The organism is Janthinobacterium sp. GL_088 (genome assembly GCF_057837845.1).
In genome coordinates this window covers 3,250,932-3,268,028 of sequence record NZ_CM174453.1, presented here as the reverse complement: position 1 = coordinate 3,268,028, position 17,097 = coordinate 3,250,932, and the positions used below count along the sequence as shown (strand labels likewise).

Genomic DNA, 17,097 nt, shown 5'->3' with positions numbered 1-17,097 from the left:
CGTGAACACAATCGACAACAAAAGCGTGCAGACGAAAACATTTCGCTGGAAACGCTGGCAGCGCTGGGCCGTTGGCACAGGCTGCGCGCTGGCCGCCTACAGCGCGGCCGGCTTCTGGCTGGTGCCCTACGTCATCAAAAACCAGTTACCCAAATTTGCCGAGAAAGAACTCGCGCGCCAGGCCAGCATCGGTGATGTGCGCTTCAACCCGTTCACCTTGCGCCTGGAAGCAGACCGGATCGCTTTCAAGGAAGCGCCCAGCGCAAACAATGCGCCGCTGCTGTCCATCGGCGCCCTGGCCGTGCAGCTGGAATGGAAATCCATCGTGCGTCGCGCCTGGAGCCTGGCGGAAATCCGCATCACGGCGCCACAGACTCATTTGACCATCACGCCGGACGGCAAGTTCAACCTGGCCGAAGTGCTGGCCACCTGGCAACGCAAGCATCCGGAAAAGAGCGAAGGCGGCATGCCGCGCCTCGTCATCGCTCACTTTGCGCTGGAACAAGGCAAAGTGGATTGGCAAGACCAGAAGGCGGGCTATGCGGATAACTTCACACCCATCAACTTTACGCTCGACAATATCTCCACCCTGCCCGACGCCAACGGCAGCTACAGCCTCAGCGCCGATGCGGCGCGCGGCGGCAAGCTGCACTGGCGCGGCACGGCCTCGCTCAGCCCGATTCGTGGCGAAGGCGAACTGATACTGAACGACGCCTCCCTGCCCGGCCTGGCCGCGTATTTGAAAGCGTACACGCGCGCGACCGTCGCCAGCGGCAAGTTGTCGGCGCGCCTGCCCTACGCCTTTTCGTATGCCGACGGCAAGCTGGAAGCAACCGTCAAAGGCGCGGGCCTAGCCTTGCGCGACCTGGCGCTGGTGCAAAGTGGCAACAGTGCGCCATTCACTTCGCTGAATACTTTGGGCATTGCCGGCGTGAACGTGGATCTGGCGCGCCAGAACGTCACGGTGGATAAAATCAATCTGTACGGCGGCAAGGTGGCCGTGCGGCGCGACAGCAAGGGCGAGATCGACGTGGCGAACCTGATGCTGCCGGCTAATCCCGCGCCAGCCGCATCGGCCACCGCCGCACCCGCCGCACCAGCCAAGCCTGGCAAGTGGAAGGTGGACTTGAAACAACTGGCGCTGGCCAACGTGGACGTGTCCGCCATCGATGAAACCGTCTCGCCGGCCCTGCAATTGAGCGCGAAACAGTTGCAAATGCAGTTGCAGCTGGGCTTGCAGCAAGGTCCCGCGGGCATGGCCACCATGATCGACGGCGCCAGTTTCAGCCTGGCCGATCTGGCCATGCAACGGGGCGCGCAAACGCCGTTCAAGCTGCAGGAACTGGGCTTTACGGAAGGCAAGATCGACCTGGCGGCACATACCGTGCACCTGGGCGCCGTGACAGCCAGCGGCGCGCAGATCGATCTGGCGCGCAACCGCCACGGCGAATTTGCGATTGCACAAAAGCTGCCCGTGTTTGCCTCCGGTAAAGCCGACGCTGGCAAGGACGAACCATCCGCGCCCTGGTCCACCAAGGTAGACAAGGTAGAACTGAGCAAGTTCGGCGCCCGTTTCGACGATGCGGGCACTGGCATCAAGGGTAACTTGCAAGATGCCCGCCTGTCACTGCACAACGTCAGCAACGATATGAAGCAGGCGCTGCCGTTCGAACTGGGCGTGGGCCTGCGCGAAGGCGGCTTGCTCACGGCCAACGGCAAATTCGTGCCAGGCACGGGCGCCGTCGATGCGCAGCTGAACTTGAAACAGCTGACCCTGGCACCCGTGCAACCCTTGCTGGCGCAGCACATCAAACTGAAACTGGCAGGCGGCTCGCTTTCCGGCAGCGGCCGCCTGACGACAGGCGGCGGCGCGCCGAAAGCGCCGAAAGTACGCTATGAGGGCGGCGTGGATATCGCCGGCCTCGTGCTCAATGAAACGGATGGCAAGCGCTTCGCCTCGTGGAAAAGCGTGCGCGCCGACAAGCTGACGGCCAGCGTGGGCCCGGATTTTATCGACATCCCCGAGCTGCGCGTGGTGGAACCGAACGCCCAGCTGATCATCGAAAATGACCGCAGCCTGAACGCGCAGCGCCTGCTGGTGAAGGCGCCCGAGCCTGCCACCGCTCCGGCGCCTGCCGCCGCCACGCCGACGGCCGATGCCGCCTTCCCCGTGCGCGTGCGCCGGGTACGCCTGCAAAACGCCAAGCTGGACTTTGCCGACCTCAGCTTGCGGCCCCAGTTCGCCGCCAAGATCTATGAACTCAATGGCGTCGTCACGGGCCTGTCGACGAAACGCGATGCGCGCAGCCAGATCGAACTCGACGGCCGCATCGACGAGTTCGGCCTGGCCCGCGTGCGTGGCCAGCTGAACCCGTTCGCCCCGACCGACAACACGGACTTGAACGTTGTCTTCAAGAATGTCGACATGGTCTCCGCCTCGCCGTACACGATGAAGTTCGCCGGCTACAAGGTGGCCGAAGGCAAGATTTCGCTGGACTTGCAATACAAGGTGCGCAACCGCCAGCTCGACGGCACCAACCAGATCGTGCTCGACAAGCTGACCCTGGGCGAGCGCATCGACAGCCCGGACGCCCTGAAACTGCCGCTGGAACTGGCGCTGGCCATCCTCAAGGATAGCGATGGTCGTATCGACCTGGGCTTGCCCGTGTCAGGCGACATGAACGACCCGCAATTCAGCTATGGCGCCCTGATCTGGAAAGCCGTGGGCAATGTGCTGACGAAAATCGTCACGGCGCCGTTCCGTGCGCTGGGCAACTTGCTGGGCATCAGCGCCGACAAGCTCGAATCGATCGATTTCGATGCGGGCAGCGCCGTGCTGCTGCCGCCCGAACGGGAGAAAATCAAGCAGGTGGCGCAAATCCTCGCCAAGCGCGAGCAGCTGAAGCTGGCCGTGCCTGGCCAGTACAGCGATACGGACGCGGCCGCCCTGCGCGCCCAGGCGGTGCGCCGCGCCGTGGCCGCCAAGGCCGGCATCAAGCTGGAAGCGGGAGAGGAACCGGGACCGTTGAACCTGGGCGAACGCAAGATACGGGGCGCCCTGCGCGACCTGTACGGCGAGCGCTTCGGCAAGGCCGAGCTGGACAAGCAGAAAAAGGCGGCGGAGTCGGCTACGCCTGCGGCAACGGCGGCCTCCGCTCCGGCGGCAAAAATCCCCGTCCTGCAACGCCTGGGCAAGCTGATCGAGGGAGAGCCGCAAGTGGCCGACACGGGCGCCTTCTACAACGGCTTGCGCGAGCAACTGGAAGCCAAGCAGCCCCTGCCTGCCGACGCCTTGAGCAAGCTGGGCACCCAGCGCAGCGCAGCGATTCTGGCGGCCCTGCAGCAGGACGGCACGCCGGCGACCAGGGTCAGTGCGGGCGCGCCGGAAAAAACGGAGGCCGCACCGGGCAAGCTGGTGGGCTTGAAGCTGGGATTGGCGGCGCAATAAGCCAAAAGCAAAGTGCCGGGGTCGGCCCATCAGGATCCAACCCCGGCACTTTCCGCCTTACCCCTATTCTCCCTACTTTTTCTTCTCCACCGCCGCATCCGGCAAGGCAAACGCCACCAGGCTATCACCCATCTTCGTGCCCAGCGAACCGTGGCCGCCGGCCATGACGACGACATATTGCTTGCCCGTCTTGTCGGACACGTAACTCATCGGCGTAGCTTGGCCGCCTGCCGGCAGACGGGCTTTCCACACGGTCTTGCCGTTGCGCACATCGTAGCCGCGGATGTAGTAGTCGAGCGTGCTGCTGAGGAAGGCCACGCCGCCGCCCGTGGTGCTGATGCCGCCCAGGCTGGGCACGCCCAGCGGCAAGGCGATGGGCACGGGGGCGCTGTCGCGCGTGGTGCCGTTCTTATGCATCCACACTTTTTTCATCGTGCGCAAGTCGACAGCGGCGATATAGCCCCACGGCGGCGCCTGGCATGGGAAACCCAGCGGCGACAGGAAGGGCTTGATTTCCACGGCAAACGGCACGCCCGTCTGCGGCTGCAAGCCCATTTCCGAGCCCGTGCCGCCCTTGGCGTTCGCTTGCGCGCGCGGCACCAGGCGTTCCAAAAAGCCCATGTAGTCTGGATTGACCAGCAACAATTGACGCACGGGATCGACGGCCGCCCCGCCCCACTCGAAGATGCCCAGCGGGCCCGGTGAGATGATGGCGCCCTTGATCTTGCCTTCGGCCACGGTCTGCGGCGTGAACGGCCCTTCATAGCGATGCTGGCGGAAGATGATGCGGCACGCCAGTTGGTCGAACGGCGTGGTGCCCCACATATCCGTTTCGCTGATGTTTTTCTCTGGCAAGAAAGTGAGGGCCGAGAATGGCTGCGTGGGCGACAAGCGGTCGCCGGGAGCCGCGTTGGCCGTCGGCACGGGTTTTTCCGGCGCCGGAACGACCAGGCTGCCATCGCGGCGGTCGATCACGTAGATATCGCCCCGCTTGGTCGTGGCAACCACGGACGGAACCTTGCCTTTTGGCGTGTCGATGTCGACCAGGGTCGGCTGGCCGCCGATATCCATGTCCCAGATATCGTGGTGCACGGTCTGGTAGACCCAGCGTACCTTGCCCGTCGCCAGGTCCAGCGCGACGATGGCGCTATTGTATTTTTCGCCATGGGGATTGCGGTTGCCGCCCCACGTGTCGGGCGTTTCATTGCCCATCGGAATGTACACCATGCCCAGCTTTTCATCGACGCTGGACACGCCCCAGGAATTGGGCGAATTGTTGGTGTAGGTCTTGCCATCGGCAATCGGCGCCGTGTCGTCGGGGTTCGAGGCGTCCCAGTTCCACATCAGCTTGCCGGTGACGGGATCGTAGCCGCGGATCACGCCGGACGGCTCTTCCGTGGAAAAATTGTCGGTGACGCTGGCGGCCATCACCACCACGTTTTGCGCCACGGCCGGCGGCGACGTCGGCATCAGAAAGCCCCGCTTCTTCATGCCCATGCCGTGGTACAGGCCGATCACGCCGTTTTCGCCAAAGCTTTTACAGGCTACACCCGTATCGGCATTCACGGCGATCAGGGTCGCATCCATGGTGGGCGCGAGGATGCGGCGCGGGCACTCCATGCCGGCCGCCTCGGGCGCCGGGTCGCCCTTGGCGCGGCCCGCGTTGACGTCCCAGTAGGCCACGCCACGACAGATCATGTGCTGGTAGCTCGATGCGTCGCGGTTGATCTTCGGATCGTGGCGCCAGATCTCCTTGCCCGTATCCGGATCGAGCGCGATGACGATGTTATGCGGCGTGCACAGGTACAGCATGCCGTTTACTTTCAGCGGCGTGACTTCGTTGGCGATCTCGCCCGGATCGTTCGGCCCCTTGAAGTCGCCCGTGTTGTAGACCCACGCCTGTTTCAGCTGCGCGGCGTTGGCCGGCGTGATCTGGGCGGCCGGCGCGTAGCGGTCGCCATAGCCGGAGCGGCCATACGCGGCCCAATCATTCGGCGCCACGCCGGGCGCGAAATCGCCTTGCGTCGCGGCCGCCATGTTCTCGGCCGGCACCTCGCCGTGCAAGGTGTAATAGTCCTGGAACAGCGAGAACACGCCCACGGCGGCCGTCAGCACCACGGCAGCCGTCAGGGCGCTCTTGCCCGCGTCGCGCGGTTTCGCCCCGGCCGTCAAGGGCGGATCGAGGCGGCGGTCGACGAACGGCAGCAGCAGCCAGACGGCAGCGGCGAACCAGATATCGAGGCGCGGCAGCAATTGCCACCAGTCGAATTTCACTTCGATCACGGACCAGATCAGGGTGGCGAACAGCAGCAGCGCGAGAAACAGCTGGGCGCTGCGCCGCCCCTTCCACACGAGCGCGCCCGCGATGACCATGCCGATGCCGGCAACGACGTAATACCAGGAACCGCCGAGGCTGACGAGCCAGGCGCCGCCGCCGGCAAGCGCCAGGCCCAGCAAGATGAAGAGGACTGCGGTGATGACAAGCAAGGGTCCAGGCCGGGCAGAGGCAGTCATGATGCTCCTTCACAAGAGTCAGTCGGCGGCACGCGCCTGCGCACCGTATTTGATGGCGATCAAGGAAATTGCATTTTTTCACTAATTGACAAAGCGTGCCACACGCCAGAACGCCCGCTGCATGCCGTGTGGCTTTTTATACACGAGCTGAGCGTCCAGTCCGCCACAATCATTTTGTTTTTTATGAAAAAAATTAAATCAACTAAATAAACAACAAATTTCTCGAATAAAACGATTTTTTATCATAAAATGAAAAGCATCGAAGCCAAGCATTTCTGATCAGCCATCACGCAGGATCACTCGCATAGACCGCACTGGAGCACCGACATGAACGCCTTCCTTGCCATCCACCCCTTCCTGCGCTGCGAAGACCTGTCGCTGATGCGTCCGGCGCTGGCGCTGGCAGGCCTGCTGTTGCTGCTGGCCGCCCTGCTCTGGCGCCGCACCCGCTGGCGCCAGGCAGGCTGTGCGGAGCCAGCCGATCTGCACCAGTTGCTGCAAACGCGCAGGGGGGTGCCGCCGACCAAAGTGGCTGACAGCGCACCGCCGCCGCAAGCGCCCAAGGCGTCGGGCGCGCCGCCGTTCGAACTGGCCCGCCTGGACGCCATGTTCGGCTACGACCGGCGCCTGCAGGGCGAGATTCTGGCCCTGTTCGTGGCCGAGTCGCGCGACCGCCTGGCCGGAATCGCCCATGCGCTGCGCTGCGAGCGGGCTGCACCGGCGCGCGTGCTGGCGCAGGAGCTTCTCGACGGCAGCCAGGCCATGGGCATGCTCCACTTGCAGGCGCTGGCGCGCCAGGCCGTGCATGCGGGCTTTTCCAACGATATCGGAGCGCTGCGCCGCCTGCACGCGGAGCTGCTGATGGCGCTCGATGCGCTGTCGCAAGCCGTCACGGCCCTGCAAACGGGCGCGGTGCTGGCCGACGACCGCAGCGGCGTAGAAAGCCGGCCATGAGCGCGCGCCAGGCCCCGGTCCGCTACACTCATGTTTTTAGTGAATTCATCTAATTCGTTGAAATTGATTTCTTGAGCGCGATTGCGTATCATTCCCTACAACTTCATCCGCGACCATAGAGCCCATCATGCACACTGCAGACGTTTGCACCACCCAAAAGGCCGCCGAAATCCTCGGCATCTCGGTCACCTCGGTGCAGCAACTGGTCGAGGCCGGCGCGATCGAAGCCTGGAAGACCAAGGGCGGCCACCGGCGCATTCCCCTGGCGGCCGTCGAGGCCTACAAGGGCAATCCCGGCCAGCCGGGCCAGGACCAGCGCGCGGCACGCGCCAACCGCCCCGCCCCGTCGGGCCGCCCGCCCTCGATCCTGGTGATCGAAGACAATCCGATCGAGCGCGCGCTGTATGAAAAACAGATCGGTTCCTGGGGCTTGCAGGCAAGCTTGCGCTTTTGCGAAAACGGCTACCAGGCGCTGATGGAAATCGCCCGCGACCAGCCCGACATCCTGCTGGCCGACATCATCATGGAAGGCATCGACGGCTACGAGGTGATCCGCACCATCCTCGCCGACCCGTTGCTGGCGGACATGCACATCGCCATGCTGTCGAGCCTGACGCCGGAGGAACTGGAAGAACGTGGCGGCGTGCCGCCCGGCGTGGTGTTCTTTGCCAAGCCCGTCAATTACGACGAGCTGCGCGGCTACCTGCGCGCCTGCTGCGCCGGCCATGCGCGGCGCAACAGCCTGGCCGCCTAGCCCGCCACCGATTTCCCTCGCCACGGAGCCGCCATGCCAGCCTATCGCCACATCGATCCTGCCGTGCTGTTCCAGGCCACCGGCCACGACCTGGAGATGTTCCGCGCCCTGTCGCAGACCTACCTCGATACGTCGCCAGCCATGTTTGCGCACGTCGAGCAAGCCGTGCGCGGCGGCGTGGCGCAAGCCATCGTGCACAGCTGCCATACCTTGCGCGGCACCGTCGCCCTGCTGGGCGCCAGCGCCCTGGTGGCGCGCCTGGCGGAACTTGAGCATCTGGTACGCCACCACGGCATGGCGGCAGCCGGCTGGCTCGACGAGACGGCGGCGCTGGTCGACGCAGTGGCGCTGGAGGTACGCCGCAGCATGCTTGACTACACGGGCGCGCAGGCATGAACGTGCGCCAGGCCGCCCTGCGCCTGGTGCACCGCTATCGGCCGCGCACCACGGCGGCCGTCGTGGGCCTGGTGCTGGTGGGCCTGCTGGCACTGAGCATCGTCGTCTCCGGCGTACTGCTGCACCGCAAAGCCGTCGATGACTGGAAACAGGACCTGTCCAAGCTGTCGCTGCTGCTGGCGGAAAACACGGCGCAGAGCATGACCGCGGCCAGGCTGGTGCTCGACAGCGTCAGCAACGACATCCATGCCGGCGCCCCCGCGGACGCGCAAGCGCTGGCCGCCGCCGTCGGCACCCCGGCCATGCACCAGATGCTGCGGCACAAGATCAGCGGCGTGCCGCAGGTGGACGTGGTGTCCATCGTCGGCGGCGATGCCAGCGTGCTGGCCTTCAGCCGCGCCTTTCCCGCGCCACCCATCCGCCTCGACGAGCGCGATTACTTCGAGTATCACCGGCGCAACCCGGACGGCGGCATGCATGTCAGCGCGCCCGTGCAAAACAAGGGCAATGGCGCCTGGACCTTTTATATCAGCCGGCGCATCAGCGGCACGGACGGCCGCTTCCTGGGGGTGGTGCTGGTCGGCCTGTCGTGCGACTTCTTCAGTAAATTCTTCCAGAACACCAGCATCGGCGAGCACACGGCCTTTTCCCTGTACCGCAGCGACTACACGCTGCTGGCCCGCTGGCCGGCCGTGCCCGCCATGATGGGCAAGCGCAACCTGACGGGCAGCACCTACCGCCTGCTGGAACAGGGCAAGAGCGATGGCGTGCTGCTGGTGGACACGCCGCGCGCGGTCGACCGCCTGGCCGCCATCCGTCTGGTGCGCGACTATCCGCTGGCCATCAACGTGACCGTGACGGACGACGCCTACCTGGCGGGCTGGCGGCGCATGCTGCACACCATGGGCGGCGAGGCCGTGGTCAGCCTGTTCGTGCTGGCCGGGGCCATCGCGCTGATCCTGGCCCTGCTGCGGCGCCAGGAGCGCGCGGAACCAGCGGATGCCGCCCAGCCGCAGGAACAAGAGATGGCGCCGGATGCGCGCATCCTGCTGGTCGAGGATACGGCGCTGAACCGCCAGCTGGTATGCCTGCAGCTGAGTGCCTGCGGCTACAGCATCGACACGGCGGAAAACGGCGCGCTGGGCCTGCAAGCGCTGGCCGCGCAGCCGTACGACCTGGTCCTGATGGACTGCATGATGCCCGTCATGGACGGCTACCAGGCGTGCCAGGCCCTGCGCGCCCGCGAAGCGGCCAGCGGCGCGCCGCGCCTGCCCGTCATCGCCCTGACGGCCGGCGCCACCGAAGACGACCGGCAGCGCTGCGTGGCGGCCGGCATGGACGATTACCTGTCCAAGCCCTTCACGGCCGCCCAGCTGCGCGCGATGGTCGAGCGCTGGCTGGCACGCTAGCCAGCGGCTGCCGCCTGGCGGCAAATTGGCCACACTATCATCTGCGTAGTCATGCGCAAAAGTTGTTCTCCGTGCATATCGGGTATAGCATCGCCACATGAGCTACCACACAGACGCGGCGGCAGTGCGCAGACGATTGATCGAATGGCTGTTTTTGCTCCTCGGGCTGCTGATCGTGGCTGCCGCCCTCGCCTACGCGCACCTGGCCGAAGCGTCGCGGCACGATGCGGCCGAGCGTGAGCGGCTCAGCGTGCTGACGGCGCTGCTGGCAAAAAATATCGAAGTCGACCTGGCGGCAACCAACCTGGTGCTCGACGGCGTGATCCGCGACTACCTTGCCGCGGGCGCCGCGCCCGACGCCGGGCAAGCGCTGCCCCGGCGCCTGGCCGCGCTGGTCGACGCCATGCCGGGCGTGCGCACCATGCTGGTCATCGATGCCAGCGGCAAGCCGGTCGCCACCAACATCCCGGAACTGGCCGGCCAGGATTTTTCGCGCCGCGGCTACTTCCAGACGGCGCGCGATGCCCCCGATGCGCGCATGCTGTACATCTCGGCGCCGTTCCTGTCCTTCAAGCGTGACCTCGTCATTACGGCGTCGCGCATGGTGCAGGACCGGCAAGGCCGCTTTGCCGGCGTCGTGGTGGCCACCTTCGACCGCGAATACTTCACGGCCAAGTTCCGCACCGCCATGTATGCGGCCGATGTCTGGGCCGTCGTCGTGCATGGCGACGGCCTGCAATTCCTGAACTATCCGGCCAGGAGCGCGAATGGCGCCAATATGGACGTGCCCGGCAGCTTCCTGCGGCGCTTCCGCGACAGCGGCTTTCAGGCAGGCGTGCTGAGCGGCGTCGAGATTGCCGGCGCCGGTGCCTCCCCCCGTGTCATGGCGATGGCAACCATTGCCCCGGCTGCGCTGCACATGGACCGCGCCCTGATCATCGGCCTGAGCCGCGAAGAAGCGGCCATCGCCGCCCCGCTGCGGCGCCAGGCGCTGGGCTACATCCTCGGCTTTGCCATGCTGGCGCTGGCGGCGGCCGGCCTGCTGTTCTGGAGCCAGCGGCGCCGCCGGCAGCAAGCCGCGTGGCAGGTGGAACAGGAAAGGGAGCGCCAGGCCATGCAGGCCGTGTCCGACAGCGAAACGCGCTTTCGCACCTTGATCGAAGACGCGCCCGTGGCGATCGCCATCCTGCGCCATGGACGCTTCGTGTATTCCAATCCGCGCTACCGCCACCTGCATGGCTATGCCGCCGAAGATGACCTGAGCGGCCTGGCCTGGCGCACCATGCTCACGGCCGCCTCGCAAGTCGCGCTGGCAAGCAATGAAGCGTTGATCGAGGCCGATTCGGCCAGCGAACAGATGTTTGAAGCCGTCGGCCTGGACAAGCAGGGCCGGCCCGTGCCCATCCTCAAGACCAGCACGCGCGTCATGCTCAAGGATGGACCGGCCACCTTGATCTTCGCCCAGGATATTTCCGCGCAAAAGCAGGCCGAGGCGGCCATGCAGCTGGCGCGCGACGGGGCCGAAGCGGCCAACCGCAGCAAGGCGGAATTCCTCGCCAACATGAGCCATGAAATCCGCTCGCCCCTGAACGCCATCCTGGGCATGGCCTGGCTGCTGGAAAGGGGCAGCCTGGATGAGGAGGGGCTGCTGATGACGCGCAAGATCCGCGCCGCCGGCCAGTCTCTGCTGGGCATCATCAATGACGTGCTGGACGTGTCGAAAATCGAGGCGGGCCACATGACCATCGAGCAGGCGCCGTTCCGCCTGACCGAGGTGATCGAGAAGATCAGCGCCAGCATGGGCGTGGCCGCGCACGACAAGCCGATTGCCGTGCGGATCGGGCCGCTGCCAGTCGGCATCGACCACGTGCTCGGTGACGCGCTGCGGCTGGAACAGGTGCTGGTCAACCTGGGCAGCAATGCCATCAAGTTCACGCCACAGGGCACGGTCGAACTGCTGACCACACTGGACAGCCGCGACGGCGACGCCGCCATGCTGCGCTTTTGCGTGCGCGACACGGGCATCGGCATCGCCCCCGAGGTGCAGGAAGCGATTTTTTCCGCCTTCGCGCAGGCCGACAGCTCCACCACGCGCCGCTTCGGCGGCACGGGCCTGGGCCTGACCATCTGCCGCCAGCTGGTCAGCCTGATGGGCGGCACCCTGCAGCTGAAAAGCGAGCTGGGCAAGGGCAGCGCGTTCAGTTTCACGGTGCCGCTGCAACTGATGCCCGCCGGCACCCTGTCCTCGCCCGACATGCAGGACATGCAGGGCCTGCGCGTCTTGCTGGCCGACGGCAACGCCGACGCGCGCGCCGCGGTGGACGCCGTGGCGCGCGGCCTGGGCTGGAGCGTGCATGCCGTATCCGGCGGCCAGGCGGCACTCGATTATGCGCTGGCCTGCGTCGAGGGCGAGCGGCCCGGCGTTGTCCTGCTGGCCGCGCGCATGCCGGACCTGGACGGCGAAGCCACGGCGCGCGCGCTGCGCGAATACTTGCCGCCGCAGGACTGCCCCGTCGTCATCCTGGCCGCCAGCGGCACGTCAGGGTCAACGCCGGCGCGCCGGCGCACCGACCCGGCCAATGCCGCCGATGCCATTCTCAACGAGCCGGTGACCGCTTCCAGCCTGTACAACGCGACCATGGAGGCGCGCCAGAAGCGCGCCAGGGTCGCCGGCCTGGACGCCAGTCTTGTTCCGCTGAGAGAGCGCCAGCTGGCCGGCGTGCGCGTGCTGGTAGTCGACGACAGCGAGATCAACCGCGACGTGGTCAGGCATATCCTGTGCGACCAGGGCGCCGTGCCCTCGTTCGCCTGCGATGGCCGGCAGGCGCTGGACTGGCTGCTGGCCCACCCCGCCGACGTCGACATCGTGCTGATGGATGTGCAGATGCCCGTCATGGATGGCTTGCAGGCGACGCGCGCGCTGCGCCAGTTGCCGCAGTTCCAGGACCTGCCCGTGGTGGCGCTGACGGCCGGCGCCTTCCAGACGCAGCGCGTGGCGGCATTGGAAGCGGGCGTGAACCATTTCATCAGCAAACCGTTCGACGTGCCGCAGACCATCGCCCTGGTGGCGCGCGCGCACCGGCGTCATGCGCAAACGGTGCCAGTCCTGCCGCCGGTCATGGCCGAAGGGACGATGCCCGTGCTGCCTGGCGGCGCGGCGTCCGCGATCGACGTGGCGCAAGGGATGGCACAGTGGCTCGATGAAGCGCCCTACCGCCAGAACCTGTCGCGCTTTGGCGACACCTACAGCAACACGGTCGGCGCCATGCGCGCGCTGCTGGCGGCCAATGCACGCGACGACGCGGCCGCGCTGGCGCACAAGCTGGCCGGCGTGGCCGGCAGCCTGGCCTTGCCCGCCACCCTGCATGCGGCCCAGCATGCCGAACAGCTGCTGCACGCCGGCGACGACGCGGCCGCCGCGCTCGACACGCTGGAACAGGCGCTGGCGCACGCCATCGAGGCCGTCGCCACCTTCACGGCACAGACGCCGCCGCCCGGCCAGGCTGCCATGCCAGAAACTCAACATGACCGGGCACGCCAATGGTAAACTTGCCAACATGAAAACTTGGGGAACACTATGATCTGGTGCAGGGATTTGCTGCTGAAGGCCATCATGCTGGGCACGCTGCTATTCGTCGTGGGCGAATCGCTGTCCTACTGGACGCCGGAATTCAAGAAACTGCTGGCCTGGCGCCCTTTCTGACGGCTTAGCCTTCGCGCCCATCCACCCTGGCGCGCCACAGATACGGCGCATACACGCACGCATACAGGCCAAAGGCCAGCGACCAGCAGGCGCCAGCCGCCAGCAGCAGCGGCATGGACAGCGCGACAGGACCGACGGCGGCCAGCAGGCGTGCCAGCGCGCCCAGCTGGATCAGCCAGTACATCGCCGCCTCCGCCCTGCCGCCCGTGAGCGGTCGGCCCGTGTGGCCCAGGGTGGTGCGCGTCATCATACCGATGATCAGGCCCGCCATCGAACCCACCGTCAGCGCGTGAAATGCGGCGCTGGCCGGCAGCAGACCCAGGCTGGCGGCCGCCATCAGCGCAAAGCCGATGCCTATCCACGCATACGACAGGTGCAATATCCACAGCAGCGGCACGCGCAGCGTGCGCTGCGGCTGCCAGGCCAGCAGATTGGCCAGCGACACGCCACTTGCCGACAGGGCCAGCGGCGCCGTCAGCCAGGCTGGCGCGCCGGCCAGCCACGCGATGGCCGCCGCCGCCATGCAGGCCACGGCCACCAGCGCGCGCTTTGGACTGGCCACGGGCGTGCTGCCAGGTGCCCCATTGCGGGTGAACATGGGGATCACGCGCGCGCCGATCACCGATTCGATCAGCACGATGATGAAGATGGCCGCCTGCACGGGCACAAACAACGACAGCGGCAGCCAGCCCAGCACGGCCGCGTGGAACAGGCCATTGGCCAGTGCCAGCAAGGCCAGCAAGCCGACGAGGAACAGGTTGCGCGTATTGCCCGAGCGGCGCAGCACCAGGTACAGGGGCCAGGCGGCCAGCGGCAGGAACAGCCAGTCGACCAGCGCCGGCAACAGGCCGGGGCCGCACAGCATGGCCACGCGCCCGGCCAGCCACAGCGCCACCAGCGACATCAGCTGCGCGCCGTGCGGCGTAGGCAAGCCCGTCCAGTTGCGCCCAGCCGTGTACAGGAAACCGACGACGACGGCCAGCGCGAAGCCGAACACCATTTCATGCATATGCCAGCCCAGGCCTACTTGCAAGCCGCCCGTCAACCAGCCCGCATAGCTGGCCAGCCACAGGGGAATGCCGAGGGCCGCGAACACGGCCGCCAGCAGGTAAAACGGGCGGAAACCCAGTTGCCAGACGGCGTGGCGGGCATGCCAGGGCGCCGCGCCAGGGGCGGCGGCGGAAGAAGATGGTTCGCTGATCGGGGTGATGGCCATGATGGGCTCGCGTCTAAAGATATATTCAATATACTACTTTAAAAGCGCAGATGTCGCCATCGGCAAAAGGACTAGCCGGCTAGTCTGCAGTGACTAGCCGACAGCGCAGGCTACTTGCCCTGGCGGTGCTCGACCGCGTACACGGCCGCCTGCACGCGGCTGGTGAGGTTGAGTTTTTTCAGCACGTTCTGCACGTGGATCTTGACCGTGCTTTCCGCCAGGTCCAAGGTGCGGGCGATGCCCTTGTTGCTCTCGCCGCGCGACAGGCAGTCGATGATTTCCTTTTCGCGCGGCGTGAGCTTGTCGAGCTCCGACACGGGTTCCTCGCGCCGCGTGCCCGCCTGCAGCTGCGCCACCAGCTTGCCCGTCATGGCTTCTGCGATGACGACTTCGCCGGCGGCCGCGCGGCGGATGGCACGCACCAGGTAGTCGGCATCGATATTCTTGATCAGGTAACCGCAGGCGCCCGCGCGCAGGGCCGTCGCCAGGTCTTCCGCGTCTTCCGACACGGTCAGCATGACGATGGCCGTGTCGGGACAGTCGTGCTGCATCAGCTGCAGCGCTTCCACGCCGGACATGCCGGCCATGTTCAGGTCCAGCAGCACCACGTCGGGTTGCAGCTGGATGGCGCGCTTGATGCCTTCCACGCCATCGGCCGCCTCGCCCACGACGGAAAAATCCGTGTGCCGCTGCAGCAGCGAGCGTATGCCGCTGCGGAACAGCGCGTGGTCGTCCACCAGCATGACGGTGATCGGCTTATCGGGAGTCTCCATTTTTTTGTACTTTCTGATAGTTACTTAGGCGGCGCGGCGCTGCTCGCGCGACAGATGCAGTTCGACCGTGGTGCCGCCGCCGGGACAGGCGTGCACGTCGAACGTGGCGTCGATGCGCTGCGCGCGCTCGCGCATGATATGGATGCCGACATGGCTGTCGCCCTTTTCCAGCACGGCGGCGGCGTCGAAGCCGACGCCATTGTCGCTGATCGTCAGCGTAAAATCCTGGTGATCGGCGAGGCGCACTTCGACGTGGCTGGCCTGGGCGTGCTTGCGGATGTTCGACAACGCTTCCTGCACGATGAATAATAACTGCAATTGCTGCTCGCGGGGGAATGGCGCGCCATCGACGTCGGCCAGCAGATCGGCCTCGATGCCCGTCTGGCGGCGGAATTTGTCCACCGCCGCGCGCAGGGAGCCGATCAAATCGTCCTCCATCAGGCGACTGCGGAAGTTGGCCAGCAGTTCGCGCACGTCCTCGTAGCTTTCCTTCACACCCGCATGCAGGGCCGGCACGATGCCCGCCACCTCGTCGAAACGGGCGTTGCGTACGGAGTCGTCGAGCATCTGCACTTGCAGGTTGAGGAAATTGAGGCTTTGCGCGATGCTGTCGTGCAGGCCCTGCGCCACCAGGTTGCGCTCTTCGGAAATGGCCATCTCGCGCTCGCGCGCGGCCAGGCGCAGGTTTTCCAGCGCGATGCCCAGCAGCTGGCCCAGGGTTTCCAGCAAGGCCAGTTCGCGCGCGGAAAACACGCGCGCATGGCGGAAATGCAGGTTGAAAAAGCCCAGGTGCTGTTCGTGCGCATGGATATGGAAGACGGAGACGGTGGCAAAGCCCTCGCGGTGGCAGCGCAGCTCGTGCGCCTTGTCGATGCGGCGCATGTCATGCACCTTCGCCACTTTCATTTCAACGGCCGTGCCGCACAGGCAGTCGCCCACCTTCAGGCAGTGCTCGGACGCCACCAGTTCTTCGGACAGGCCCGTATGCACCACCATGTGCAGGTTGCCGCGCTCGGCGTCGAGCACGCGCACGGTGGAGCCGTCCGCCTCGAAATAGTCGACGATGCGCTGCATGAAGCCGCCGCAAATGTCTTCCAGCGGCTGCGGGCGCTGCAAAAAGGCGGCGCTTTCGTACAGCAACGCCAGTTCGCGGTTGCGGTATTCCAGCGTGGCCGTCTTGCTGCGCACGCCCTCTTCCAGGTTGCCATACAGCGCCTGCAGGCGGTCGGCCATCTGGTTGAAGCCACTGGCCAGCTGGCCGAATTCGTCATTGCTTTCGACGGCCAGGCGCACGCTGAAATCGCGTTCCTTCATGCGCTGCATGCCCAGGCGCAGCCGCGTCACGGGTTCGATGATGAGCATGAACATCAGGTAAATCATGCTGACCGTGCCGATGACGGCCATGCCGACGAGGATCAGTTGCGAGGCGCGCAGCCAGAAGGTGCGCTGTTCGCTATCGTGCTCGATCAGGCGCACCAGTTGATCGACCTGTCCCACGAAGGTATCGGCGTCATGCTCGAACTGGCGCGCGCGCGCGTTGGAATCGGCGGCCAGCGCGGCCGGGCGCAAGGCGCCGCGCCAGGCAGTGCCGATGCGCTCGAATTCGGATTTGATGGCTGTGCTGGGAGGCAGGAACAGGGGACGCTGCGGGTCGCCGTGGCCGATCTTGGCCAGGGTCTCGTCGATCAGCAGCACTTGCTGGCGCGCCTGCTCGCCGGCGTCGCTGGCAAGCAGGAGGGTCAGGCGGTAGGTCTGCATGCGCAGCCGGCCCGTCTCGTTGATGGCCGCCGAACTGCCTTCGAGCTGCCATGACAGGAACAGGGTGCAACCGATGGCGCTCAGGGCCAGCACCAGCATGAGCAGCAGCGCGCCGACGATCTTGGTCGACAGCTTCTGCCAGGAGGAAAACATCGCCTTGAATTTCATAGTT

11 protein-coding genes are annotated in these 17,097 nt (G+C 65.9%); 7 read left to right on the top strand and 4 right to left on the bottom strand.

The genetic code is table 11. The annotated features are described in order from the left end of the window. Position 1 precedes the first annotated feature (1 nt). Positions 2-3,448, top strand: a complete 3,447-nt coding sequence (locus AC3IQ7_RS14745; RefSeq protein WP_489206469.1) for a DUF748 domain-containing protein — start codon at positions 2-4, stop codon at positions 3,446-3,448. A gap of 72 nt (positions 3,449-3,520) precedes the next feature. Here AC3IQ7_RS14745 and AC3IQ7_RS14740 read toward each other — a convergent pair whose 3' ends face one another. After that, on the bottom strand, positions 3,521-5,962 hold the full coding sequence (locus tag AC3IQ7_RS14740) for a membrane-bound PQQ-dependent dehydrogenase, glucose/quinate/shikimate family (RefSeq protein WP_489206468.1): 2,442 nt from the start codon (positions 5,960-5,962) through the stop codon (positions 3,521-3,523). A gap of 327 nt (positions 5,963-6,289) precedes the next feature. Here AC3IQ7_RS14740 and AC3IQ7_RS14735 point away from each other — a divergent pair, with 327 nt between their 5' ends. The 6 genes from AC3IQ7_RS14735 to AC3IQ7_RS14710 all read left to right on the top strand — a co-directional run bounded on the left by AC3IQ7_RS14735 (position 6,290) and on the right by AC3IQ7_RS14710 (position 13,178). Further along, positions 6,290-6,916 carry a hypothetical protein gene (locus tag AC3IQ7_RS14735; protein ID WP_489206467.1) on the top strand — a complete coding sequence of 209 codons (627 nt, stop codon included), beginning with the start codon at positions 6,290-6,292 and terminating at the stop codon, positions 6,914-6,916. A gap of 127 nt (positions 6,917-7,043) precedes the next feature. Further along, a complete protein-coding gene (locus AC3IQ7_RS14730) occupies positions 7,044-7,670 on the top strand; it encodes a response regulator (RefSeq protein ID WP_099376983.1) in 627 nt (208 codons plus the stop codon). 33 nt (positions 7,671-7,703) lie between these two features. Beyond that, positions 7,704-8,066, top strand: coding sequence for an Hpt domain-containing protein (locus AC3IQ7_RS14725; protein ID WP_322427110.1), 363 nt, complete (start codon positions 7,704-7,706; stop codon positions 8,064-8,066). Next, on the top strand, positions 8,063-9,475 hold the full coding sequence (locus AC3IQ7_RS14720; RefSeq protein ID WP_489206466.1) for a response regulator: 1,413 nt from the start codon (positions 8,063-8,065) through the stop codon (positions 9,473-9,475). The genes AC3IQ7_RS14725 and AC3IQ7_RS14720 overlap by 4 nt, the downstream gene beginning before the upstream one ends. 97 nt (positions 9,476-9,572) lie before the next feature. Next, positions 9,573-13,022 (top strand): response regulator, encoded by a 3,450-nt coding sequence (locus tag AC3IQ7_RS14715; RefSeq protein WP_489206465.1) that lies wholly within the window; start codon positions 9,573-9,575, stop codon positions 13,020-13,022. Positions 13,023-13,052: 30 nt separating this feature from the next. Beyond that, the gene (locus AC3IQ7_RS14710) at positions 13,053-13,178 is read left to right on the top strand and encodes a hypothetical protein (protein ID WP_267891631.1); all 126 of its coding nucleotides are present in this window, start codon (positions 13,053-13,055) and stop codon (positions 13,176-13,178) included. Between the two features lie 4 nt (positions 13,179-13,182). Here the strand turns inward: AC3IQ7_RS14710 and AC3IQ7_RS14705 are convergent, their stop codons facing one another. The 3 genes from AC3IQ7_RS14705 to AC3IQ7_RS14695 form a co-directional block, all read right to left on the bottom strand. Further along, on the bottom strand, positions 13,183-14,394 hold the full coding sequence (locus AC3IQ7_RS14705) for an NnrS family protein (protein ID WP_489206464.1): 1,212 nt from the start codon (positions 14,392-14,394) through the stop codon (positions 13,183-13,185). 110 nt (positions 14,395-14,504) lie between these two features. Further along, entirely contained in the window at positions 14,505-15,167 is a 663-nt protein-coding gene (locus AC3IQ7_RS14700; RefSeq protein WP_034781594.1) for a response regulator, read from the bottom strand. 24 nt (positions 15,168-15,191) lie between these two features. Next, complete coding sequence (locus tag AC3IQ7_RS14695) at positions 15,192-17,093, bottom strand: type IV pili methyl-accepting chemotaxis transducer N-terminal domain-containing protein (RefSeq protein WP_489206463.1); 1,902 nt, start codon at positions 17,091-17,093, stop codon at positions 15,192-15,194. Between the last annotated feature and the right edge of the window lie 4 nt (positions 17,094-17,097).

Excerpts from the sequence above, each read along its gene's own strand:
- AC3IQ7_RS14740 (WP_489206468.1), bottom strand. The coding sequence starts at position 5,962 with ATGACTGCCTCTGCCCGGCCTGGACCCTTGCTTGTCATCACCGCAGTC.
- AC3IQ7_RS14720 (WP_489206466.1), top strand. The coding sequence starts at position 8,063 with ATGAACGTGCGCCAGGCCGCCCTGCGCCTGGTGCACCGCTATCGGCCG.
- AC3IQ7_RS14710 (WP_267891631.1), top strand. The coding sequence starts at position 13,053 with ATGATCTGGTGCAGGGATTTGCTGCTGAAGGCCATCATGCTGGGCACG.
- AC3IQ7_RS14705 (WP_489206464.1), bottom strand. The coding sequence starts at position 14,394 with ATGGCCATCACCCCGATCAGCGAACCATCTTCTTCCGCCGCCGCCCCT.
- AC3IQ7_RS14695 (WP_489206463.1), bottom strand. The coding sequence starts at position 17,093 with ATGAAATTCAAGGCGATGTTTTCCTCCTGGCAGAAGCTGTCGACCAAG.
- AC3IQ7_RS14715 (WP_489206465.1), top strand. The coding sequence starts at position 9,573 with ATGAGCTACCACACAGACGCGGCGGCAGTGCGCAGACGATTGATCGAA.
- AC3IQ7_RS14730 (WP_099376983.1), top strand. The coding sequence starts at position 7,044 with ATGCACACTGCAGACGTTTGCACCACCCAAAAGGCCGCCGAAATCCTC.
- AC3IQ7_RS14735 (WP_489206467.1), top strand. The coding sequence starts at position 6,290 with ATGAACGCCTTCCTTGCCATCCACCCCTTCCTGCGCTGCGAAGACCTG.
- AC3IQ7_RS14725 (WP_322427110.1), top strand. The coding sequence starts at position 7,704 with ATGCCAGCCTATCGCCACATCGATCCTGCCGTGCTGTTCCAGGCCACC.
- AC3IQ7_RS14700 (WP_034781594.1), bottom strand. The coding sequence starts at position 15,167 with ATGGAGACTCCCGATAAGCCGATCACCGTCATGCTGGTGGACGACCAC.